17 protein-coding genes and 1 pseudogene are annotated in these 22209 nt (G+C 72.0%); 10 read left to right on the forward strand and 8 right to left on the reverse strand.

Annotation, left to right across the window (positions count from 1 at the left end):
* Window positions 1-185: 185 nt before the first annotated feature.
* The 5 genes from IF17_RS0104015 to IF17_RS0104035 all read left to right on the forward strand — a co-directional run bounded on the left by IF17_RS0104015 (window position 186) and on the right by IF17_RS0104035 (window position 5653).
* Window positions 186-1337, forward strand: a complete 1152-nt coding sequence (locus IF17_RS0104015) for a DegT/DnrJ/EryC1/StrS family aminotransferase (RefSeq protein WP_030562202.1) — start codon at window positions 186-188, stop codon at window positions 1335-1337.
* Window positions 1338-1401: 64 nt separating this feature from the next.
* A complete protein-coding gene (locus IF17_RS0104020) occupies window positions 1402-2673 on the forward strand; it encodes a beta-ketoacyl-[acyl-carrier-protein] synthase family protein (RefSeq protein WP_030562204.1) in 1272 nt (423 codons plus the stop codon).
* Window positions 2670-3935: a ketosynthase chain-length factor gene (locus IF17_RS0104025; RefSeq protein ID WP_030562206.1), complete on the forward strand. Its 1266-nt coding sequence runs from the start codon at window positions 2670-2672 to the stop codon at window positions 3933-3935. The genes IF17_RS0104020 and IF17_RS0104025 overlap by 4 nt, the downstream gene beginning before the upstream one ends.
* Before the next feature lie 133 nt (window positions 3936-4068).
* A complete protein-coding gene (locus IF17_RS0104030; RefSeq protein ID WP_237667218.1) occupies window positions 4069-4572 on the forward strand; it encodes a flavin reductase family protein in 504 nt (167 codons plus the stop codon).
* Window positions 4573-4738: 166 nt separating this feature from the next.
* A complete protein-coding gene (locus IF17_RS0104035) occupies window positions 4739-5653 on the forward strand; it encodes an MBL fold metallo-hydrolase (RefSeq protein ID WP_030562210.1) in 915 nt (304 codons plus the stop codon).
* Between the two features lie 100 nt (window positions 5654-5753).
* Here the strand turns inward: IF17_RS0104035 and IF17_RS0104040 are convergent, their stop codons facing one another.
* Window positions 5754-6512, reverse strand: a complete 759-nt coding sequence (locus IF17_RS0104040) for a peptidyl-tRNA hydrolase (protein ID WP_032771746.1) — start codon at window positions 6510-6512, stop codon at window positions 5754-5756.
* Between the two features lie 72 nt (window positions 6513-6584).
* Between IF17_RS0104040 and IF17_RS0104045 the strand changes: the two genes are divergently transcribed.
* The 4 genes from IF17_RS0104045 (at window position 6585) to IF17_RS0104060 (ending at window position 13317) form a co-directional block, all read left to right on the forward strand.
* Window positions 6585-7259 (forward strand): AIM24 family protein, encoded by a 675-nt coding sequence (locus tag IF17_RS0104045; RefSeq protein WP_018514519.1) that lies wholly within the window; start codon window positions 6585-6587, stop codon window positions 7257-7259.
* 26 nt (window positions 7260-7285) lie between these two features.
* The gene (locus IF17_RS0104050) at window positions 7286-7468 is read left to right on the forward strand and encodes a hypothetical protein (RefSeq protein ID WP_030562216.1); all 183 of its coding nucleotides are present in this window, start codon (window positions 7286-7288) and stop codon (window positions 7466-7468) included.
* Window positions 7469-8326: 858 nt separating this feature from the next.
* On the forward strand, window positions 8327-12577 hold the full coding sequence (locus IF17_RS0104055; protein ID WP_244890414.1) for an RICIN domain-containing protein: 4251 nt from the start codon (window positions 8327-8329) through the stop codon (window positions 12575-12577).
* Complete coding sequence (locus tag IF17_RS0104060; protein WP_030562220.1) at window positions 12574-13317, forward strand: hypothetical protein; 744 nt, start codon at window positions 12574-12576, stop codon at window positions 13315-13317. Before IF17_RS0104055 ends, IF17_RS0104060 begins: the two co-directional genes overlap by 4 nt.
* A 146-nt stretch (window positions 13318-13463) precedes the next feature.
* Here the strand turns inward: IF17_RS0104060 and IF17_RS0104065 are convergent, their stop codons facing one another.
* The 3 genes and pseudogenes from IF17_RS0104065 to IF17_RS01000000136135 all read right to left on the reverse strand — a co-directional run bounded on the left by IF17_RS0104065 (window position 13464) and on the right by IF17_RS01000000136135 (window position 16880).
* Window positions 13464-15170, reverse strand: coding sequence for a glycoside hydrolase family 99 protein (locus IF17_RS0104065; RefSeq protein ID WP_030562222.1), 1707 nt, complete (start codon window positions 15168-15170; stop codon window positions 13464-13466).
* A gap of 197 nt (window positions 15171-15367) precedes the next feature.
* Window positions 15368-16189 carry a barstar family protein gene (locus IF17_RS0104070; protein ID WP_030562224.1) on the reverse strand — a complete coding sequence of 274 codons (822 nt, stop codon included), beginning with the start codon at window positions 16187-16189 and terminating at the stop codon, window positions 15368-15370.
* A gap of 60 nt (window positions 16190-16249) precedes the next feature.
* A pseudogene (locus IF17_RS01000000136135) lies at window positions 16250-16880 on the reverse strand (HD domain-containing protein).
* Window positions 16881-17009: 129 nt separating this feature from the next.
* Here IF17_RS01000000136135 and IF17_RS0104080 point away from each other — a divergent pair.
* Complete coding sequence (locus tag IF17_RS0104080) at window positions 17010-18041, forward strand: GlxA family transcriptional regulator (RefSeq protein ID WP_032771748.1); 1032 nt, start codon at window positions 17010-17012, stop codon at window positions 18039-18041.
* Here IF17_RS0104080 and IF17_RS0104085 read toward each other — a convergent pair.
* The 4 genes from IF17_RS0104085 to zapE form a co-directional block, all read right to left on the reverse strand.
* Window positions 18002-18877 (reverse strand): polysaccharide deacetylase family protein, encoded by an 876-nt coding sequence (locus IF17_RS0104085; RefSeq protein ID WP_030562228.1) that lies wholly within the window; start codon window positions 18875-18877, stop codon window positions 18002-18004. The genes IF17_RS0104080 and IF17_RS0104085 overlap by 40 nt on opposite strands.
* A gap of 131 nt (window positions 18878-19008) precedes the next feature.
* Window positions 19009-20421 carry an alkaline phosphatase PhoX gene (locus IF17_RS0104090; RefSeq protein WP_030562230.1) on the reverse strand — a complete coding sequence of 471 codons (1413 nt, stop codon included), beginning with the start codon at window positions 20419-20421 and terminating at the stop codon, window positions 19009-19011.
* Between the two features lie 138 nt (window positions 20422-20559).
* Window positions 20560-20985: an OsmC family protein gene (locus IF17_RS0104095; protein ID WP_030562232.1), complete on the reverse strand. Its 426-nt coding sequence runs from the start codon at window positions 20983-20985 to the stop codon at window positions 20560-20562.
* 110 nt (window positions 20986-21095) lie between these two features.
* A complete protein-coding gene (gene zapE / locus IF17_RS0104100; protein ID WP_030562234.1) occupies window positions 21096-22190 on the reverse strand; it encodes a cell division protein ZapE in 1095 nt (364 codons plus the stop codon).
* Between the last annotated feature and the right edge of the window lie 19 nt (window positions 22191-22209).

The raw sequence follows: 22209 nt of genomic DNA on the forward strand, positions 1-22209 counted from the left end.
CTCCTCGGCAGTTCGTCATGGCACGCAGGCAAAGGGTGATTTCCGGCCCTGGAGCAGCACTCGAAGGCCACTCGGGGGCCCGGCCCCGGCGCACCGCCCCGCGGGCCGCGCACCACCGGTCCTCGATCCGGTGTCGAGCGGCCCTTCTCAAGCTCGACTGCGACATCAGGACTTGAGAGGCGGCCATGATCAATCTCTTTCAGCCCCACGTGGGTGCTGAGGAACTCGATGCGGTTGCTCAGGTGTTCGAGGACCAGTGGCTCGGACACGGCTCACGGACCAAGGCCTTCGAGGCGGCCTTCGCCGGCCACCTCGGGGTGGCACCGGAGCACGTCGTCTTCGTCAACTCCGGTACGGCCGGGCTGTTCCTGGCCGTCGAGTCGCTGGATCTCCAGGACGGCGACGAGGTCGTCATGCCCTCGCTCAGCTTCCTCGCAGCCGCCAACGCGGTCCTCACCTGCGGAGCGAAGCCCGTCTTCTGCGACGTGGAACGGCGCACCCTCAACCCCACCGCCGAGGATGTCGAAAGCGCCCTCACCGACCGCACCAGGGCAGTCGTCGTACTGCACTACGGCGGCTACCCCGGCGACATCGAGCGGATCTCCGCACTCTGCCGGCGACGCGGCATCACCCTGATCGAGGACGCGGCCTGCTCGGTGGCCTCACGCGTCGGGGGCAAGGCCGTGGGCACCTTCGGGAACCTCTCCATGTGGAGCTTCGACGCGATGAAGGTCCTCGTCACCGGGGACGGCGGGATGCTCTACGTACGCGACGCGGAACAGGCCGCCCGGGTCCGCCGTCTCGCCTACCACGGCCTCGCCCAGCCCAGCGGCTTCGGCCACGCGAAGGTCTCCGCCCGCTGGTGGGAACTCGACATCCCCGAGCCCGGGCGCCGGGTCATCGGCAACGACCTGACCGCCGCCATCGGCTCCGTACAGCTGCGCCGGCTGCCCGGAATGATCGCCCGGCGCAACGAGATCGTCACCCTCTACGACCGGGAACTCGCGGATACCGACGGCCTCCTCACCCCGCCGCCGCTACCGCCGGGCCATGAGTCCACCCACTACTTCTACTGGATCCAGATGCCCCCCGGCATCCGCGACCAGGTGGCCGGCGACCTCCTCGCCGACGACATCTACACCACCTTCCGCTACGCGCCGCTCCACAAGGTGCCCGCGTACGGGCACACCGGCCCGCAACTGCCCGCATCCGACTGGGCCTCCGACCGCACCTTGTGTCTGCCCCTGCACCCGGGCCTCAGCGACGAGGACGTCCTCACCGTCGTCACATCGCTGCGCAAGGCCCTGGCAGCGCGAGGAGCGGGGCAGGCGGCGTGAGCCCGGCGTTCCCTCCCGTACCGAACCGACCGCATCCGGAGAGCCTCACCGTGAAGGACACCCCATGAGCCGACGCGTCGTCATCACCGGAATAGGCGTGGTCGCACCCGGGGGCGTGGGCACCAAGGAATTCTGGTCCCTGCTCACCGCCGGAAAGACCGCCACCCGGCCCATCAGCACGTTCGACGCCTCGCAGTTCCGCTCACGCATCGCCGCCGAGGCGGACTTCGACCCGCTCGACCACGGACTGACCGAGGAGGACGCGGCACGCCTGGACCGTGCCGCGCAGTTCGCGCTCGTCAGCACCGACGAGGCCCTGCGCGACAGCGGTCTCGACACCGCGGAACTGGACCCCACACGCACCGGCGTCACCCTCGGCAGCGCTGTCGGCTGCACCATGGGCCTCGACACCGAGTACAACAACGTGAGCCGGGGCGGCAGCACCTGGGAGGTCGACCACACCCTGGCCGTACCGCACCTGTTCGACTACTTCGTACCGAGCTCCCTGGCCGCCGAGGTCGCCTGGCGGGCGGGTGCCCAGGGACCCGTCGCCCTGGTCTCCACGGGATGCACCTCCGGTCTCGACTCCATCGGCCACGCCGTGGAACTGATCCGCGAGGGCAGCGCCGACATGATGATCACGGGCGCCACCGAGGCCCCCATATCCCCGATCACCGTGGCCTGCTTCGACGCGATCAAGGCCACATCGCCGCGGAACGAGGAGGCGGAGACCGCGTCCCGGCCCTTCGACGCCACCCGTAACGGCTTCGTCCTCGGCGAAGGCTCCGCGGTGCTGATCCTGGAGGAACTGGAGAGCGCCCGCCGGCGCGGCGCCCATGTCTACGCGGAGATCGCCGGGTTCGCGAGCCGGTGCAACGCCTACCACATGACGGGCCTGCGCCCCGACGGGGCCGAGATGGCCGAAGCCATCACCGCCGCGCTGGACGAAGCGAGGCTCGACCGTACCGCCGTCGACTACGTCAACGCCCACGGCTCGGGCACCAAGCAGAACGACCGGCACGAGACGGCCGCGTTCAAGCGGAGCCTCGGACCGCACGCCTACGACATCCCGGTCAGCTCCATCAAATCGATGATCGGGCACTCGCTCGGCGCCATCGGCTCCCTGGAGGTGGCCGCCAGCGCCCTGGCCATCGAGCGCAACACGGTCCCTCCCACGGCCAACCTGCACCACGCCGACCCCGCCTGCGACCTGGACTACACCCCGCTCACCGCCCGCGAACAGCGCACCGACACCGTGCTCAGCGTCGGCAGCGGCTTCGGCGGCTTCCAGAGCGCCATGATCCTCACCCGCCCCCGACCGGGAGTCACGTCATGACCGCCGAGGCACTCTCCCGCCCCTTTGGGGACGCCGCTCCCGCCCCGAAGACCGCCGCGCCGGTCGTCACCGGTATCGGTGTCACGGCACCCAACGGCCTGGGCACCCGTGCCTGGTGGAGCGCCGTCCTCGACGGCAGGAGCGGTATCGGTCCTCTCACCCGCTTCGACGCCACCTCCTACCCGGCGAAGCTGGCCGGCGAGGTCCCGGACTTCGACCCGGCCGCCCACATCCCCGGCCGCCTCCTGCCGCAGACCGACCACATGACCCGCCTCGCCCTCACCGCCGCCGAGGAGGCGCTCGGCGACGCCGGGGTGGACCCGGCGGACCTGCCCGACTTCGGCGGCGGCGTCGTCACGGCGGCCTCCGCGGGCGGCTTCGAGTTCGGCCAGCGGGAACTGGAGGCCCTGTGGAGCAAGGGCGGCCAGTTCGTCAGCGCCTACCAGTCCTTCGCCTGGTTCTACGCCGTCAACACCGGCCAGATCTCCATCCGCAACGGGTTGCGCGGGCCGAGCGGGGTCCTGGTCACCGAGCAGGCGGGCGGACTCGACGCGATCGCCCAGGCCCGCCGCCAGGTCCGCAAGGGGGTACGTCTGGTCGTCACCGGCGGTGTGGACTCAGCCCTGTGCCCGTGGGGCTGGACGGCTCACCTGGCCGGCGGCGAGCTGAGCCCGGGCGAGGACCCCGGCCGGGCCTACCGGCCGTTCTCCGCCGACGCCGACGGGCATGTCGTGGGCGAGGGCGGGGCCCTGCTCGTCCTGGAGGACGGGGCGGCGGCACGGGAGCGGGGCGCCCACCGGTACGGAACCATCGCCGGGTACGCCTCCACGTTCGACCCGGGGCCCGGCACCCCCGGTGCGCCCCGGCTGCGCGACGCCGCCGCACTGTCCTTGCGCGACGCGGGCGTGGAGCCGGCCGACGTCGACGTGGTCTTCGCCGACGCGGCGGGCCGGCGCACCGAGGACCGAGAGGAGAGCGAGGCCCTCGCCGCGCTGTTCGGTCCGCGCGGAGTCCCCGTGACCGCGCCGAAGACCATGACCGGACGGCTCGCGGCGGGCGCGGGTTCCCTCGATGTGGCGGCGGCGCTGCTCGCCCTGCGGGACCAGGTCATCCCTCCGACCACGGGCGTCACCGAGCCGGCCGCGGACTGCCCGGTCGACCTGGTGACCGAGGTGCGCCCCGCCCGGCTGCGGACGGCGCTGGTCCTCGCCCGGGGCAGGGGAGGCTTCAACTCGGCGATCGTGGTCCGCGCCGCGTCATGACGCGGGGGTACGCCGGGACGTGCGCGGTGCGCACGACGACCGCGCCCCGCATGCCGTCGCCGCCCCGTACTCCCGGCCGCACCCGCCTCGTGCCCGGTACACCAGCGCACCCATCCCCGAGCCAGGAGGACTGTTGACCACCGTCGATCCCGCCGAGTTCACCCGGACCATGGCCCATGTACCCACCCCGGTCACCATCGTGACCACCGTCGACGTGGCCGGCCGGCGCTGGGGCTTCACCGCGAGCTCCTTCAGCTCCCTGTCCCTCGATCCGCCCCTGATCCTCGTCTGCCCCGCCAAGACGGCCACCTGCCACGGCGCGTTCGTCTCCGCGCGCCGCTTCCTGGTCAACGTCCTGGCCTCGGACCAGCGGGAGATCGCGGGAACCTTCGCGCGCTCCGGCGGCGACAAGTTCGGCGGCAGTCCGATGGTGCCCTGCGAGTCGGGACTGCCGGGACTGCCCGCCGCCACCGCGCGGCTCGCCTGCGCCCTTCACGAGGTCCTGGACGGCGGGGACCACAGCATCCTGGTCGGCCGCGTCGAGTCCGTCTTCCTCTCCGGCGCCGAGCCGCTGATCTACCACAACCGGCGCTTCACCCAGCCCACGGCGGGCTCGGCACTCGCCGCCTCCTCCTGAGACCCGCGACTTCCTGAGCCCCGCGACCTCCCTGACCGCGACCTTCCGGACCGCAGGCCCCGGACCACGACCTTCCGGACCGCAAGCCCCGGACCGCGAGTCTCCCGAATCGCGGGTCCCCGGCTCCCACGCCGGCCGAGCACACGAGCAAGGGACCGTGACCGTCATGACCGACCGCTCCTCGTCCGCCGCCCGCCTCCAGGAGGTCGCGGCCGACGTCTACGCGTACATCCAGCCCGACGGCGGCTGGTGTCTGAACAACGCCGGCCTCATCGCGGCCGGCGACCGGCCCGCCCTGATCGACACGGCGGCCACCGAAGCCCGGTCCCTGGCGCTGCGCGACACGGTCACCACCGTGGCGAAGGCCCCGCGCTACGTCGTCAACACCCACCCGCACGGCGACCACACCTTCGGCAACCGCTTCTTCACCGACGAAGCCGTGATCATCGCGCAGGAGGCGACCCGGGCGGAGATGGATCTGGCCGGTCTGCACCTGACCGGCCTGTGGCCGGACGTCCGGTGGGGTGACATCGGTGTAGAACTCCCCGGCGTCACCTTCCGTGAGTCACTCACCCTGCACCTGGGGGACACGACGGCGGAACTGATGCACCTGGGCACCGCACACACCAAGAACGACACGGTGGTGTGGCTGCCCCGGCAGCGGGTGCTGTTCACCGGCGACATCGTGATGTCCGGCGCCACCCCCTTCTGTCTCACCGGCTCGATCGCCGGATCCCTCGACGTGATCGAGCGGCTGCGGGCCCTCGCCCCCGCGGTCGTCGTCCCCGGCCACGGCCCGGTGGGCGGCCCCGAGCTCCTCGACCGCACGGCCGGGTACCTCCGGTACGTGCAACGCCTGGCCGCCGAGGGCATCGCCGCCGGTCTGGGCCCCCTGGAGGCCGCACGGGAGACCGGGCCCGGTCCCTATGCCGGATGGCTCGACAGCGAGCGCCTCGTGCCCAACCTGCACCGCGCCTACGCCGAGGCCCGGGGCGCCCGGCCGGGCTCGCCCCTCGACATCGAGGATCTCTTCGCGGAGATGATCACCTTCCACGGGGGCCTGCCCGCGTGCCACGCCTGAGCACGTGCCGCCTGCGGCTCGGCGGGCACGGACCGACGGTCCGGGCCGCGCTGGCTGGCGACCGGCGGGCCCGGGGAACGCCGGGCGGGGCAGCCCGCCCCTACGGCCGCTGCGCGGGCGGGAGGGAACCGACACGGTGGTGCCCTTCGGCCACCACCGTCGGCCCGGGGGCGATCTCGGTGAACCCCGCGTCGCGCACCACCGGCAGGCCGCCCGCCGTCAGCTCACGCCAGCGCTCCGGGGTCGCGGTGGCCACGGAGAGCGGGAACCCCGCCTCGCGCCACGCCTTGCGCTCGGTGTCGGACAGCTCCCACCAGGCGAGCTGGGCGCCGTGGCCGACCTGTGCCATCGTCTTGCCCGCCGACATCTCCAGCTCCGGGTTGAGCCAGAGCACCGGGCCCTCGGGGTCGGGGGCGGCGGGCGGCTCGGGGTCGTCCAGGTCGGTGCCCGACACCTGGAGCTTGGCCAGCTCCTTGGGCCAGCCGTCCAGGGGGATCGGCGGATACACCCGTACCTCCGCGCTCCCGCCCGTCACCGTGATCCCGGGCAGCGCGGCCGCCTTGCGCCACTCCGCGCCGCGCGCCCGGCGCACCACCTTGCGGATGCGGGCGTCCTCCCAGTCCCGCATCGCCCCGGCCCACTCGCCCTCGCCCGTGGACCGCTCGTCGGCCAGGATCGTGAGCACCGCGCGGGCGGCGGTGCGCAGGGCGTCGGTCCGGGCGGGCGGGGCCGTCTTCTCCAGGTGCACCACGAGGGGGAGTACGTACTGCGGGGCCGCGTCCCGGTCGGTCGGACCGTGGTGGAAAGGGCTCGGGGAGGTCTCGAGGGCGGGGTTCGGGGAGGTGTCGTCGCTGCTCACCGTCCCAGTCTGCCAGGCGGCGGGTGTCACCTCCCTTGGCTTGACGGGCCGGTCCGGGTGAGGATGCTCCGCATGAAGAGCGATCTCTTTTCCAGCGAGCACATGGCCCAGCCGGCCACCGCCCCCGGCATGACCCTGCAGAACTCCAAGTCGATCAAATACGCCGTCAACGGGGAGATGCACGCCCGCCAGGGCTCGATGATCGCCTTCCGCGGCAACCTCCAGTTCGAGCGCAAGGGCCAGGGCATCGGCGGCATGCTCAAGCGCGCGGTCACCGGCGAGGGCCTCGCGCTCATGGCCGTACGCGGTCAGGGCGAGGCGTGGTTCGCGCACGAGGCCGCCAACTGTTTCATCCTGGAGATGGACCAGGGCGACCAGATCACCATCAACGGCCGCAACGTCCTCTGTTTCGACGCGACCCTCTCGTACGAGATCAAGACGGTGAAGGGCGCCGGAATGATCGGCGGCGGCCTCTTCAACAGCGTCTTCACGGGGTACGGCAAGCTCGGCCTGATGTGCGAGGGCACCCCCATAGTGATCCCGGTGACGGGCGCCCAGCCGGTGTACGTGGACACGGACGCGGTCGTCGGCTGGAGCCAGCAGCTCACGACCACCCTGCACCGCTCGCAGAGCGTCGGGTCGATGGTGCGCGGCGGCTCGGGCGAGGCCGTGCAGCTGATGCTCCAGGGCGAGGGGTTCGTCATCGTGCGGCCCAGCGAGGCCCGGCCCGAGAAGACGGCCAACTGACGGCCGCGTTACGTAGGCTCGTGGACATGGACGACGCCTCGTACTGCGCCACGCCCGCCCCCGCCGGCCCGCAAGCGGACGCGGGCCCGCCGTTCGCGGAGTGCGTGCTGTGCCGCGAGCCGACCGAGTACCCCGAGTCGGCCAGGGGCGCCACGCTCTGCCCGGTCTGCGCCTGGCAGGAGGCGGGGCGCTCGGCCTGCTCCGGCTAGGCAGGTTCGTTTGGATCAACGGGCGGACCGGAGGAGGGTACGGGCCCCGGCAGCGTGCTGGTGGGCCGAGTTCACCGCCCACGGCGAACCGGGGTGGTAAGCCTCTCGACGGCCTCGCCGGAAGCGGGGAGACCGTACGGAGCCGGCGTACGGCAGGGCTGCCCTTCCTGGCACCTCGACATCGTTCCCTCAAAGGGAGCCAATCAGCCGCATTTTGGCCGGGAAGTGCTGTTCGCTCGTCGCCGCCCTCACTCTTGTCCGCGCGGCGACCCGTGTGATGACCACGGGATATTCACATCTCCACCCCGAGGGTCCGCTTGATCACCTGGCCTCCGGCCCCCTGTCGCTCCCCTGATCTCTTGCTTCGGCGTGCCTACTTGGGAGTATGGTGTCGCGCTGTGCGAGTGAGGGATCTTGACCTCTCCTTCACAGCACGTGCACATCATCCGGCGGCGGGGGGAGCAGAGCCGCCACGGGGGAAGGGTTCACCGCTTTGCCGTGACATCGGCTCGTCACGCACGCCTCCGTATCCGTAACCCCGTCGTCTCCGACCAGGCGACGGGACGCCGGGCCGACCTCACCTCCGTTCCGCTCAACCGGACGGCTGCCTCCACCGGCCCTCATCTCGCTGCGAAGGACGACCCGTTGCCACCCATATCCACGCGGTCCGGACGTAGAACGCGCTGGTCCGCACTGCTCACTCCCATCGTCACCTCCGTCACCGCCCTGGCCGTGCTCGGCAGCCTGGCCGTCCAACCGGACCAGCTCGCCCGAAATGCCTCGCCCGCCATGGAGCCGGTCGGCGGCAACTGGTCCGAGCACACGCCGACCGAGCAACTCCGGCAGGACCAGTGCCTGATGAGCGACGTCCTGCGGCTCGGCGGCCTGGCGATGTCCGACACCGCGCAGCGAGGACTCGGCAAGACGCCCGAAGAGCTCCGCGTCCTGGCGGACCGCGACCACTGGGAGAACACACCCCTCGCGGCGGCCTACGACAAGGACCGCGCCGCCGCCAAGACGGAACTCGACGCGATCGCCGCACTCCACGACGGTTGGAAGACGCCGCTGGCCGGGCTCGACAATCCGGCCGGCTTCACCGACACCTCCTTCCACTGGCCGCCCGGCACCAGCAACGACGGCCGCAAGGACTTCCACTCACAGACCGGTCTGAGCGACTGGGTGGCGGATCAGTTCTGGCGGGACGAGGCGGACTTCTACGAGGACCCCACCCCCGCGGCGGACGACGCGACCATGAAGGCCGTCAAGGAACTGGGCACAGTGCTGTACGGAGGGGACCCCGACCCGGGGCTTCCCTCCGACGAGCGGAAGCGCGCCCTCGCCGAGCGGGACGCCTACGAACACCTGACGGACTGGCCGTCCGAGCCGCCCGGCGCCGACGACGCACGGGTCTTCCTGGGCGCGGGAGGCTTTCCGCGCACCGCCCCGCTGCCCGGAACCGCGGAGCACCGCATCGCGGTCGAGGACGTCAAGGCCCGTTTCTCGGCGTGCGCGTGGCGCGACCCGATCGACCCGAGCGACGTGCTGGGGAACATCACCGGCCAGGCCGCCGCGGAGTGGCAGCAGGAGATCGCCTCGCAGGCCACTCAGCGCGACCAGATCATCAACGCCAACAGGACGGCCACCAAGGCCCTCGCCGCCGGTTCCAAGGCGCTGGGGCAGATGCTGGGCCAGTCCTGGGTCGCCGACCACCTGACTCGCTGGCAGGACTACTGGTCCGCCGGAGGCGTCGGCTGGATCGGCAGCTCGCCGACGGTCATTCAGGTTCCCGGAGCGGCGGGCAAGTGCCTGGAGGCGGCCGGCGGCGGGAAGACCAACGGCACGGTCGTCCAGATGTACACGTGCAACAACACCGCTGCCCAGCAGTGGGAGGTGTGGGGAGACGACCCGGGTCTCCACCTGCGCAACGTGAACTCCGGCAAGTGCCTTGAGGTGGCGTCCAACAGCACGGCGAACGGGGCGAAGATCCAGCTCTCCACCTGTAGTAGCGCCCCGGCGCAGACGTGGGAGTACAACGTCCGGGCCACGACGACCCTGAAGAGCGTCGGCACGGGCAAGTGCCTCAACCTGCCGTCCTTCACCAACGGTCAGGACGCGCTCACCAACACCTGCAACACCACCAGCGCGCAGAAGTTCACCATCAAGGTCTCCGGGCACAACGGGCCCGTCACGCCCGCAGCCCAGTTCACCAAGGCGAGCAAGTCCCTCGCGGCCGCGCAGGCGGCGTCCAAGACGCAGCTCGCCGTCATCAAGGCGCAGGCGACCGCCGCGGCCAACGCAGCCACCACCAGTGGGACGGCGGAGAAGGCCGCCTACGGCGTGGCCGACGCCCAGGGCGCTCCGCGCGGTCGCGGACTGCTGGTCGCCCAGCAGAAGGCACAGGTCACCCAGGGCGCCGCGGCGGCGCTTGCCGCCCTCGTCAAGGCCGGTGAGACCGCGGAGGCTGCCACCCGCGCCGCCGCGGGCGACAGCGCGACGATCGCCCAGCGAGCACTGGCCCAGGCCGCGCAGTCGAAGACCGAGTTCCGCAAGGAGGCGGCCTACACCGCGGAGTTGCAGGCAAAGGCCGCGATGGACGCCGCCAAGCTGCACCGGGACAACGCGAAGAAGGACAAGGAGACCGCAGAGGCAAAGCTCGCCCAGGCGCTGACGGCGGAGTCCAGCGCGAAGGCGGCCGCCGCCGACGCTCACGCCAAGCGGCTCACCGCGGAGGCGGAGGAGGCGAAGGCCAAGAAGGAGAAGGCCACCGCCGAGGCCAAGCAGGCGGAGACCGCCCAGCACCGCAGGACCGCCGAGGCAGAGGCGGTCAAGGCCGATGAGGCCAAGGGCAGGGCCGAGAGCGCCGAGGCCACCGCGGTGGCCCGTAAGGAGGACGCGCAGGCGGCCCGCGACAGGGCGCGCGACCTGCGCGATGACGCCTGGGACGCGGAGCAGAAGGCCGATGCGGCCCGGGCCAGGGCCGACGCCAAGGAGGCCTTCGCCGAGGCACGCTCATCCGAGAGCGACGCGGGCGAGGCCAGGGCCGCGGCGAACGCCGCCGCCGGACACGCCGACGACGCCGAGGCCGCGGCCGGCCGGTCCCGGTCCGCCGCCGACGCCGCCACCCGGTCGGCGGCCGAGGCAGAGGCCGCCGCCACCCGCGCCGAGGCTGCGGCCAAGCGGTCGCGGGCGGCGGCGAACGGCGCCCAGGCGGCCAAGCTCAAGGCCGACGCGGCCGTGCGGACCGCGACCAGCGCCGCGGCCGACGCCATCGAAGCCTCCCGGCACGCCGCCGCCGAGGCGAAGCTGGCGGTCGAGATGGCCGACAAGGCCGAGGCCGAGGCCAGGACGGCCAAGGGCCACGCCGATGTGGCGCAGACCGAGGCCGACAAGGCCGTGGTCGCCTCGGCGAAGGCGGCGGGCCTCGCCCATGTCACCGCACGTGCCGCCGTGGACGCGGGCAACGCCGCTGCCCAGGTCTCCGCGCCCGCCAACGACGCCATCCAGCTCGGCTCGCCCTATGTCACCAAGGATTCGGCCGCCGGGCTCGTGGTCCTGACGGGGCAGGCGTCGAAGACCATCGCCGAGCAGCAGAAGGCCGTCGCCGAGGCCCACGCCAAGAACGCCGCGGAGGAGGCGGCGGCAGCCAAGGCCATCGCCGACGCGGCACAGGGCGATGCCAAGGCCGCCTACCAGCACGCGGCGAACGCCGCCGGCTACGCCGCACAGGCACGCGGCTACGCCAAGGAAGCCCTCGGCTACGCGGCCGCCGCCGCCCAGGCCGCGGCGAAGGCGCAGCTGTCGCTGGCCCGCACCATCGAGTACGACCGCCAGGCGACCTCCGACGCGGCGGCCGCCGACCGGGCGGCCGGGCGCGCCGAGAATTACGCAACCGAAGCCCGGAGCTCAGCGGACCAGGCAGCCCTGGACGCGGGCGCCGCCCGCGCGGCGGCGGCCCGGGCCGAAGAAGCCGCCCAGGACGCCAGAGCCGCGGCGGAGCGCGCCGACGAGGCCGCCACGGCGGCCGAGGAAGCCGCCAAGGACGCCCAGAAGTACGCGGAGTCCGCTCAGCAGGCCGCTGAGTCCGCCGAACGCAAGGCCGCCAACCAGCAGGTCAGCAGCGGATCCAGCACCGGGATCGGCGGTTCGTTCTACGTCATCGACAAGATCACGCAGGCAGGGCCGGCCAAGCAGCTCAACCCCTGCGAGTACGTGCCGCAGGGCTGCACGGTCACCTATGAGCTGCACGTCGACGTGACGATCAGCTACTACTACTGCGTCAACCCCGACGTCCCCGCCACCGCCTCCGGCTGCCCGAAGGCCGACACGGTCTTTCTCGGCACGGAGACCCTCAGAGACCAGAAGAACGACTGGACGCACCACTTCAGCTTCGGCGACATCACCCGCATAGGCTGGCAGAACCTCTTCGGGGAGGCCGCGGGGGCAATCCTGTACGAGCTGGTGCTCGGCGACGCCGCCCGCTGCTACCACCGCGACGGGGGGAGTTGTGCCTGGGTCGCCGCGATGTTCGTGCCGACCTCGGTCGCCACGAAGCTCGCACAGGCGGTCAAGCTCGCCACCCGGGCCGAACACGCCGTCAAGACCGGTGAGAATGCCGCGGAGGTCCTGGCGGAGCTGAAGAAGATCTACGGGGAGAAGGGCGCCCTCCAGATCGGCGACGCCACTTCGGCGGCGGGCATGGGCCTGCGCATCGCGCTCGGGTCGGCCGAACGGGCCAAGATCGCCGGTGGTGCCCTGGACCCCAAGCTGCTGGAGAAGCTCACCGAGTCCGGCGTGAAGTTCAACAAGGCCGACACGATCTGGGTCGCCTCGTACGCCAAGCCCGGTGTGCCTCTGGCCTGGCTGGAGAAGGGCAACGTCAACGCGGGCCTGGTGCACATCGTGTTTCGGCACGCCGGAGAGTTCGCCACCGCCGGCGTCCGGGTGGAGGACATCCCGGCCCTCGTCAAGGCGGCGCTGACCCAAGGGACCCGGGTCGGCACCCAGGGGACCGGCCGGCCGATCTACGAGGTCGCCTTCAACGGCAAGACCCAGCGGGTGGCCGTTAGCGTGGGCGACAACGGATACGTGATCGGAGCGAACCCCGTATGACCCACGACGAACCGTGGCCCGTGCTGGTACGGGCCACGGGCGACGCGTCCCCGCTCTACGAGCCGAAGACGCCCGGAGCCCTCGACGACCCCGAAGCGTTCACCCTGACCGTACCGCTCGACGACGACCGGCTGGAACTGCCGGAGGAGCTGGCGGACGCGCTGCGGTCCTGGTCGTCGGCCCGGCCGCCGCAGGGATACACCTCGCGGTCGGAGCTGCGCGCCCATGCCCAGCGAGGGCTGGAGGCGGCCCGGCGGCTGGCCCGGCACCTCGGGCCGTCGTGGGTGGTGCGCTACGAGGACGAGGCACACCGAACCGCCAAGTGGGTGTGCTGGGGCTGCGATCGCCTCCACTGGGAGCGCGACGAGCACGGCACGCCTCCGCACCCGCTCGACATCACGGTCGAGGGCGAGTACCAGCACGGCCCACTGCGCGCCGACGGGTTCGGGGACTTCCTCCCCGACGACCCCGCCGCCGCGCTTCCTCTGTCCGACGGCCTCGTCGCCGCTCTGCACGCCTGGGCGGCGAGCATCGACGCCACGCTGAACCAGGAACTCGCCGAGCGGGAGGACGGCGCGTACGACGCCGCATGGCAGCGGCTGTTCAGTGAAGGGGCGGGACTGGCCGAGCGGACCGCCCGCGAGCTCGGCCCCGTCCGGACCGTGACCTACAAGGGGCTGGCCCACGGCGGCCTGTCCGTACTGACGTCGGTCACCTGGAGAGGGGACCGGAAGCTGTAGCCGCGTTCGACGTCACCACCCGCGTGCCCCGCCCTCCCCGGTGAAGGAGAGCGGGGAGAGCGCAGGGCTTCGACCCCGTCGACCGGCTGATCCCGGACGAGTCGGTGACCGTGGCTTTCCTCGCCGGCCGACGGGAAGCGGCGTGCTCAGGGCGTCGCGTAGACGCTCAGCCCTGACAACTGTGCGGCAGGCCAAGCCGTGTTGGCCGTGATCTGCACGCGCAGATACCGCACCGGAGCCTGCGGGAACGTGATCGTGACCGCGTTCCCCGTCGCCGGGTCGAAGCGGCGGGCGGCCGAAGCGCTGAGCGCCGAGTAGGCCGAGCCATCGGCCGACCCGGTCACCGTGAGCGTCTGGGTGCGCGCCTCCCAGGCGGTCACCGGCGGGAGGGTGAGCACCACCCGGGTGACCGGCCGCACCGCGCCCAGGTCGACCTGGACCGACTGCGGCAGGGCCTGGTTGGCGCTCTCCCAGTAGCTGTACGGGTCGCCGTCGACCGCGTTGCCCGCCCCGTAGTGCTGGGTGTGGCTGGTGGCCGTGACCGACCTGCGCAGTGCTAGGTCACCGGCCGGTGGCGGGTCGACGGGGCCGCCGGTGGTGGTCGGGGTGGGGCGGACGGGGGTGAGCGCCAGCTCCCCCTTGAGGAGCCGGCCGCCGTCCCCGGTGAGCCGCAGGTAGTAGTCCGAGGAGCAGGCGGTGCCGTCCTCGTCGAGAGCCCGGATGCCGGATCCCACGGGCACCTGGTCGGTCCTCTCGGCGGTCTTGGCGATCTGGTTGCCCTCGTTGTACTCGTCGAACATCGAGACGTAGATGCCTTGCACGCCGATCCGCTTCATGTTGTAGAACTGCCGCCACATGAAGTCGCCGTGCGCCCGGTGTCCGGACTGGAGGTCGCCGGGCAGCACGCACGGCTGGTAGTCGATGCCGTGGGCGTCGCACTCGGCCTGGTCGGGGGTGTTGACGTTGGCGTAGAAGTTGTCGGCGTCCGCGATGGTGGCGATCCGGCCGACCATCCAGGGCGAGATCATGTCGAAGGCGTGGTAGACGCCGAGGTAGCCGGGCCGGGAGTCCTCCACCCCGCGCCGCCAGTGGGTCGGTACCCCGCCCATCACGTAACAGCCCTGGCTCTTGAACCAGTTGACGACGTCCAGGCACACCTCGGCCGGCCACGCCTTGTTCGGTTCGTTGAAGCCGAAGCCCCAGATGCCGACGACCGGCCTGCCGTTCTGCCGGGCGTAGGCGGGGGAGGCGGTGAGCGCCCGCATCTTCGCGGTCCAGTCCGCTTTCATCTCCGGCTGCATGTTCGTCCAGGCGGTGGCGTCGTACATGACGTAGAACTTCCGCCCGTACCGCTCGGCCGCGTCGCGGACCTTGACGGCCATGGCGTCGCGGGTCGCGCCCTCGCCGCCGTTGGGGTTGAAGCGCTGGAGGGCGGCGGTGTCGATGCCGTACTCGCGCATCCAGGAGAAGTGGGTGTCGACCGTCTGCTGGTCGTAGGAGGAGAACAGTGTCGCGGGCTGCCCGTTGCCGAGGGCGGGGTAGGCCGTGCGATAGGTACGGGTGTACTCGCGTACGTCGGGCCAGCTCACGATGGCGGTGTTGGAGGGCGACGGGGGCTGGCCCCAGTTGTGCGACCAGTGCCACCAGCCGTTGATCGGTGCGCCGTCACCGGAACACGCGAACCAGCCCTGGTACCCGACGGTGATCTTGCCGACGACATCCCCGGGCGGGGACGCGGCGGGCGCGGCCCGCGGAACGGGCCCGGCCTGCGCGGCCGACGGGATGAGACCGGCGGCCAGGGAGCCGGTTCCGGCGAGCGCGGTGGCGATGACGGTCCGTCTGGAAAGTTCCACGGAGACTTCCTTCGGGTGTGCGGGCGGCTGTCGCGGGTGCGGCCCGGGGAGGGGCGTAGGTGTCGTGTACACAACCGTGATGTCGGCAGCAGGCTAAAAGCCGCCCCGCAGGAAGTCTATGAGTCTGCGCAAAAATCAAAGATCCGCGAGCAAAAACAGAGTTAAGGGATCACTTACTGTGCGGCCTGATCGAGCCGTCACCGAAGGACGACGCTCACGCCCCGCTCCTCGAAGATCTCCAGGAGCAGGTCGAAGAACGTGACCTCGCGCTCTCCCGAGCGCACACGCTCTCCCAGCCGTGCCCGGGCCCGGGCCGAGAAGTCCCAGTGCACGGTGCACGGCGTGGTGGCGCCCCAGCCGCCCCTCAGGCAGTCGGCGAGAGCGCCGAGGTTCCAGCCGAAGTATCCGCCTGGGCCGTTGACGGCTTCACCGATCGCGCAGTAGAAGCTGTCCCGGTCGACGATGTGCCGACCGTCCAAGGTGAACACCTGGCCTGCGGGAGCGTCGGTCTTTCCCCGGCGGCCGTACTCCCGGGACCACAGCGCCACCGACAGCCACGCGTGTCTGTCCTCGGGGGTGAGCTCGTGCCACATGCCGGTGCGGTTCAGCCGGCCGGCGCGGATCAGGTCCCATGCGTGTTCCGCTCCGGCCAAGGCGTTCTCGCACCACAGGGTCACCGTGAGGTCGACGAGGCCGCCCCCGCACGCGGAGGGCTCGACGTCGATGACGGTGACGTCATTGACGAAGTAGGACCCCATGGTGGCACCGGCACCGTCGAGGAGCTCGAACCGGGCGTTCCCCGCCAGGGCGCGACGACTGCCGACGCGTCCGACGCTCCTCAGCAGACCGCCCAGTGGGAGGCAGCCTTTGAGGCGCACCCGGCGTGCTCCCTCTTCGTCCGGCAGCGGCGTGAAGAACCCCTCCGCCTCGCGGGCGGAGCCCCAGAAGTCGGCGTCGTCCTCGTCCGAGGTCAGCGCGTACCTCTGCCCCTCACCGCCCCGCCCTGACGATGTCCGCATCGCACTCCCCGTAAAAGCGCTGATCCTATCGGCGCCCCGCCTGCCCGCCCGGCCCCCACGTCACTCCGGCCAGCTCGACCCCTTGATGACCTCCACGAAGTCACCGCGCTCGAAGCCGGGCACGTAGTGCGCCAGCACGTCCGCCTTGACGTTGCCGAACGTTGTCTCCGGGCGGTCCCGGATGCCCTCGGTGAACGCGGCGAGGATCCCGTTCTTGAAGTCCGGGCGCGGATGGGCCGCGACCACGGCCGCGCGCTGCTCGTCGGTGACGGCGTCGTAGCCGATGCCGAGGACGTCCAGCTCGACGCCCCGGGTCACCAGGGCCACCTCCGGGGCCATGTGCAGCGGGATCTCGGGAGTGGTGTGCAGGGCGATGGCCGTCCAGACCCGGTCGGCCGGGTCGCCGGTGATGCCGTGCGTGGCGAGGAAGCGGCGGGCCTCGTCCGCGCCGTCGATCTCGAAGCGCCGGTCCGTACGGCGGAACCGCCCGGTCAGGCCCCCCCACGTAGAGGAGTTCGGGATCGAAGTCCAGGCCCTGTCCCCGGCCGCGCAGCGCCCCGAAGAGGAACACCCGCCGGGAGTGGTCGAAGACCAGCGGCGTGGCGGCCTCGCGCACCAGCTCGGTCGCTTCCTTGGCCAGGGCACTGTCGGGGATCCGTACGCCCGCGATCGTTCCGCTGGTGACACTCATGGTGGGGGCCTCTCCGTGCTCGTCGGTGGCTGTTCCGGGGGCTGTGCCGCCTCCGTGCCTGATACCACCTTCACTCGCTCACGTACGCTGGGCCATGTCCATTCGGCCGAGAGAACCACGGATCCGGACATGACCCGACGCGTCGCCTTCCTCGTCTTCGACGGGGTGACCCTGCTCGACGTCAGCGGTCCCGGAGAGGTGCTGCACCAGGCGGGCCGGCTCGGCCATCCGTACGAGCTGGTGCTCGTCTCGCCGTACGGCGGCGATGTGACGACCGCCTCCGGGATGGTGCTGGGCGCCACGGTCGCCCCCGCCGACGCCGGGCCGCTCCATACGCTCGTGGTCGCCGGTGGGGACCTGCTGGCCGGACCACCCCTGGACGACGGACTGGCGGCCGCGGCCGAGCAGCTCGCCGGGCGGGCGGTGCGGGTCGCCTCCGTCTGCACCGGCGCCTTCGTCCTGGCCGGGCTCGGGTTGCTCGACGGACGCCGGGCGGCCACCCACTGGCGCCACGCCGCCACGCTCGCCCACCGCTTCCCCCGTGTGCACGTCGAACCTGACGCCCTCTACGTACGCGACGGCCGTTACGTCACCTCCGCCGGCATCAGCGCGGGCATCGACCTGGCCCTCGGCCTGGTGGAGGACGACCACGGGCCGGACATCGCCCGGGCCATCGCCCGTGAGTTGGTGGTGTTCCTGCAGCGCCCCGGCGGGCAGTCGCAGTTCTCCACGGCCGTCAGTACGCCGCCGGCCCGCAGCGACCTGCTCCGCCCGCTGATGGCCGCCGTGGTCGCCGACCCCGCCGGCGACCACAGCCTCTCCGCCCTGGCCGCGTCCGCCGCGCTCAGCCCCCGGCACCTGGCCCGGCTGTTCCGGAGCGAGCTGGACACCACCCCCGCCCGCTGGGTCGAACGCGTACGGCTCGACCGCGCCCGGCAGCTCCTGCTCGACGGACACAGCATCACCTCAGCGGCGCTCCACAGCGGTCTCGGCAGCGACGAGAGCCTCCGCCGCGCCTTCGCCCGCCACCTGGGGACCACGCCGAGCGAGTACCGCAGACGGTTCACCACGACGCGCGGTACGGCGGAGCCGGCTGCCCGGGACCCACGGTCCGAGGGGGATCAGCCCTCCATCAGCTCCGAGACCTTCACGAACCGGTAGCCCCGCTTCCGCAGCTCCGGAACGATTCTGCTGATCGCCTCGGCGGTGACCGGCGCCGCGCTGCGCGTGCAGTGCATCACCACCAGCGACCCCGGCCGCACCCCGTCCAGCACCTGCTCGGCCACCGCCCCCGCGTCCGTCGCGAACGCGTCACCGCTCACCACGTCCCACTGCACCGCAGTCACGTTCGCCGGGCCCAGCGCGCGCAGGGCCGCGTCGTCGTAGCAGCCGCCGGGGAAACGGAAGTACGGCACCACGTTCCGTACCCCGGCCTGCCGGAACGCCGAGAAGGCCCGCTCCACGTCGCGGGTCATGGCGTCCTTCGCGACCACCGGCAGGCCGTAGCAGTCGGCGGTGAAGGCGTAGTGGCTGTACGAGTGGTTGGCGACCTCGAACAGGCCGTCCGTGCCGATGCCCTTCGCCTGCGCCGGGTACTCCTCCGCCCACCGCCCGGTCATGAACACGGTCGAGGGCACCTTCAGCCGCCGCAGCAGCGCGATCAGCTCGGGGTTGTCGAAGCGTTCGCCCGCCTTCGCCCGGTTGCCCTGATCGGCCGTCATGTCCGCGTCGAAGGTGAGCGCCACGACCTTCTCGGCCGCGGTCTTCTCCGCCGCGCCGCCGCCCGTCGGACGCCGCTCGAAGACCGGGGTGCGCCCGGCGGGGCCGGGGGCCATGGTGGGCGCCTTCTTCGGGGCGGCGGAGGTCGCCGCGTCGGGAGCGGGGGCCGAGGGGGAGGTGGGCGCGGGGGAGGTGGGTGCGAGGGCTGTGGGTGCGAGGGCTGTGGGTGCGGGGGCGGCGGCGCCCCCGCACCCGGCCAGGGCGCCGCCGAGCAGCATCCCCGCGACCGTCAGTGCAGTCGTCTTCCGTTTCCGTGCAGTAGTGATCACTCACGGAAAGTATCCGACATACTGCTTATCGGCTTATAGCGGCACTCCGACGCGACCGTCCCTCGGGACCAGGGCCAGCCTCAGCACCAAGGCCCCGTCACCGCGAACGTCGTCCCCGGCGTGTAGCAGTTCACGTACATCGTCGAGCCGTCCGGCGAGAACGTCACCCCCGCGAATTCGCCCCACTCCGGCTCCTCGGGCGTCCCGATGTTCTGCCGCCCGCGCGCCATCGTGTAGACCTCGCCCCGCCGGGTCACCCCCAGCACGTGCTGGGCGCCGCCGCCGTCCTCGCAGACCATCAGGCCCCCGTCGGCGGCCAGGCAGATGTTGTCCGGGGACTCGCCGGGGAGCTGGATGTCGGTGTCCGGGCCGAAGACCACCACCAGGGTGAGCCGGCGCTTCTTCGGCTCGTACCGCCAGACCTGGCCGTAGTGGTCGGCCGCCGAGCCCTCGTCGCGGTGGGCGAAGCTGGAGACGAAGTAGACGGAGGAGCCGCCCCAGTAGCAGCCCTCCAGCTTCTGGGCGTGCGTGATGCCCTTGCGGCCGAAGTCCTGGAGCCGGATCGGGGTCTCGGCCGCCAGCGGGTCCGGTACGGGCACCCACTCGACCCGGTCGAAGCTCGCCCCGGTCTCCTGCACCACGGAGAGGTCCGGCAGCCCCGGCACCCGCATCGCCTCCAGCGCCCCGCCCGCCCGCAGCGAACCGGTGCCGCCGAGCGGCTTCTGAGGGAGGAAGCGGTAGAAGAGGCCGAACGGCTTGTCGAACGCGTCCTCCGTCTCGTACACGATCCCGGTCTTCGGGTCGACCGCGATCGCCTCGTGCTGGAAGCGGCCCATCGCCGTCAGCGGGACCGCCCCGGTGCGGCGCGGGTCGGCGCCGTCCACCTCGAAGATGAAGCCGTGGTCCTTGGTGTACCCGTTGGTCCCGGCCTTGTCCTCGGTCTCCTCGCAGGTCAGCCAGGTGCGCCAGGGGGTGGGCCCGCCCGCGCAGTTGACCGCCGTACCGGCGATGGCGACCCGTTCGCCCAGGACCTTGTTCCGGCCGTCCAGCTCCAGGGACGTACAGCCGCCCTTGGCCGCCGGGTCGTAGGTCAGGCCCGCGACGGTCGGGACGCCGATCTTCGCCGTGTGGCGGTTCTCGTGGTTGCGGACCAGGTGGACGCGGCCGTTGCGGCCCGCGAGGGCGGTCATGCCGTCGTGGTTGCTCGGCACCTTGCCCTCGCCGGAGCGCAGCGGGTCGCCCTCCCGGGACAGCACCCGGTAGCGGAAACCTTTCGGCAGGTCGAGCAGGCCGTCCGGGTCGGGGACGAGGGGGCCGTAACCGCCGTGGCCGCGGGCGGCTGCCGTGCCCGCGAAGAGTTCGGAGAAGGCCCCGGTGAAGGCGATCGCGGCCGCTGCGCCGCTGCCTGCCAGGACCTGACGTCGTGTCGCGGTGTTCCGGGGGGCGGTCGTCGCGGTCGCTGCGGTCGCTGTGTTCCGGGTTTCGGATGACATGAGGCAACTCCCTGTTGGCGGACAGGTGACGTGACCCGCATGTGTGTAGCACGCACAGAGGCGCGGGGGAACCATGCGCGCCCCCGCGCCTCGTGTTGCCGCTGGGGCGGCCCGGAGAGGGGCAGCCGACGCGGAGGGTCAGGCCAGCGAGGCCGACAGCGTGATCGTCGTGCCCGTCAGCGCCTGGCTGACCGGGCAGTTCGCCTTGGCGTCCTCGGCGGCCTTCACGAAGGCGTCCTCGTCGAGGCCGGGGACCTCGCCCACGACGGTGAGGTGGATGCCGGTGATGCCCGTACCGGGCTGGAAGGTCACGTCGGCCTTGGTCCGCAGCCGGGTCGACGGGGTGCCGGCCTGGGCGAGCCCGTGGGAGAGCGCCATCGAGAAGCAGCTGGAGTGGGCGGCCGCGATGAGCTCCTCGGGGCTCGTCTTCCCGTTCGCCTGCTCCGAGCGGGACGGCCAGGAGACGGGGTAGTCGCCGATGCCGGAGGAGTCGAAGGTGACGACCCCCTTGCCGTCGAGCAGGTTGCCTTCCCAGTCCGTGTGCGCGTGACGCGTGGTAGCCATGCTGGATCCCTTCAAACGGTGTACGCGGTGGTACGGAAGTCGTACGCGGTTGTACGCGAACGGAGTTACGGGCACGCCGCCGAACGGGCACCCGGTGTCACCCCCCGAACCTACTGCGCCACCAGGCCCTTCGCGTCACGTGCCAGTGCCGTCAGCCGCGAGATCGCCCGGAAGTATTTCTTCCGGTACCCGCCGTTCAGCATCTCGTCGCTGAACAGCCGGTCGAACGGCACCCCCGAGGCCAGCACCGGCACCTCGCGGTCGTACAGCCGGTCGGCCAGCACCACCAGGCGCAGCGCCGTCGACTGGTCCGGCACCGCCGTCACCCCGGTCAGGCAGACCGCGCCCAGCTCGTCGGTCAGCGCCCCGTACCGGCTCGGGTGCACCCGGGCCAGGTGTTCGAGCAGCCCCGGGAAGTCGTCCAGCGACGCGCCCGGCGTGGCGTACGCGGCGCGGGTGACCTGCTCGTCGCTGTACGGCGGCGGGGCCTCGGGCAGTCCGCGGTGCCGGTAGTCCTCGCCGTCGATGCGCAGCGGGCGGAAGTGCGCGGACAGGCCCTGGATCTCGCGCAGGAAGTCGGCGGCGGCGAACCGGCCCTCGCCGAGCTTGCCCGGCAGCGTGTTCGAGGTCGCGGCCAGCGCCACCCCGTGCTCCACCAGCCGGCTGAGCAGCGAGGAGACCAGGACGGTGTCGCCCGGGTCGTCGAGCTCGAACTCGTCGATGCAGAGCAGCCGGTGCCCGCTCAGCGTCTGCACGGTCTGCTGGAAACCGAGCGCGCCGACCAGGTTCGTCAGCTCCACGAACGTGCCGAACGCCTTCAGCGACGGCTCCGCGGGCGTGGCGTGCCAGAGGGAGGCGAGCAGGTGGGTCTTGCCGACGCCGTAACCGCCGTCGAGATACACCCCGCGCGGGCCGGCCGGCGCGGCCGGCTTCTTGCTCCCGAACCACTTGCGGCGCCCGGTACCCGTCGCGTGCGACCCGCCGAGCCCGGCCGCGAAGCCCGCGAGGACGGTGACGGCCTCGCTCTGGCTGGGCTGGTTCGGGTCGGGCACGTAGGTGTCGAAGCGCACCGAATCGAAGCGCGGCGGCGGCACCATCTCCGCCACCAGACGGTCGGCGGGGACGCGCGGCTCGCGGGCGCACAGGGACAGCGGGGCCGTTTCGGCAAGGGGGCTCTGCCCCGGAAACGCGGTGGAGGACGACACAACTCTCCACCCTAAGGCC

The organism is Streptomyces cyaneofuscatus (assembly GCF_000718135.1).
GTDB classification, from domain to species: Bacteria; Actinomycetota; Actinomycetes; order Streptomycetales; family Streptomycetaceae; genus Streptomyces; species Streptomyces cyaneofuscatus.

Excerpts from the sequence above, each read along its gene's own strand:
- IF17_RS0104015 (WP_030562202.1), top strand. The coding sequence starts at position 186 with ATGATCAATCTCTTTCAGCCCCACGTGGGTGCTGAGGAACTCGATGCG.
- IF17_RS0104035 (WP_030562210.1), top strand. The coding sequence starts at position 4,739 with ATGACCGACCGCTCCTCGTCCGCCGCCCGCCTCCAGGAGGTCGCGGCC.
- IF17_RS0104055 (WP_244890414.1), top strand. The coding sequence starts at position 8,327 with ATGAGCGACGTCCTGCGGCTCGGCGGCCTGGCGATGTCCGACACCGCG.
- IF17_RS0104085 (WP_030562228.1), bottom strand. The coding sequence starts at position 18,877 with ATGCTGCTCGGCGGCGCCCTGGCCGGGTGCGGGGGCGCCGCCGCCCCC.
- IF17_RS0104020 (WP_030562204.1), top strand. The coding sequence starts at position 1,402 with ATGAGCCGACGCGTCGTCATCACCGGAATAGGCGTGGTCGCACCCGGG.
- IF17_RS0104090 (WP_030562230.1), bottom strand. The coding sequence starts at position 20,421 with ATGTCATCCGAAACCCGGAACACAGCGACCGCAGCGACCGCGACGACC.
- IF17_RS0104025 (WP_030562206.1), top strand. The coding sequence starts at position 2,670 with ATGACCGCCGAGGCACTCTCCCGCCCCTTTGGGGACGCCGCTCCCGCC.
- IF17_RS0104080 (WP_032771748.1), top strand. The coding sequence starts at position 17,010 with ATGACCCGACGCGTCGCCTTCCTCGTCTTCGACGGGGTGACCCTGCTC.
- IF17_RS0104045 (WP_018514519.1), top strand. The coding sequence starts at position 6,585 with ATGAAGAGCGATCTCTTTTCCAGCGAGCACATGGCCCAGCCGGCCACC.
- IF17_RS0104060 (WP_030562220.1), top strand. The coding sequence starts at position 12,574 with ATGACCCACGACGAACCGTGGCCCGTGCTGGTACGGGCCACGGGCGAC.
- IF17_RS0104050 (WP_030562216.1), top strand. The coding sequence starts at position 7,286 with ATGGACGACGCCTCGTACTGCGCCACGCCCGCCCCCGCCGGCCCGCAA.
- IF17_RS0104095 (WP_030562232.1), bottom strand. The coding sequence starts at position 20,985 with ATGGCTACCACGCGTCACGCGCACACGGACTGGGAAGGCAACCTGCTC.
- IF17_RS0104070 (WP_030562224.1), bottom strand. The coding sequence starts at position 16,189 with ATGCGGACATCGTCAGGGCGGGGCGGTGAGGGGCAGAGGTACGCGCTG.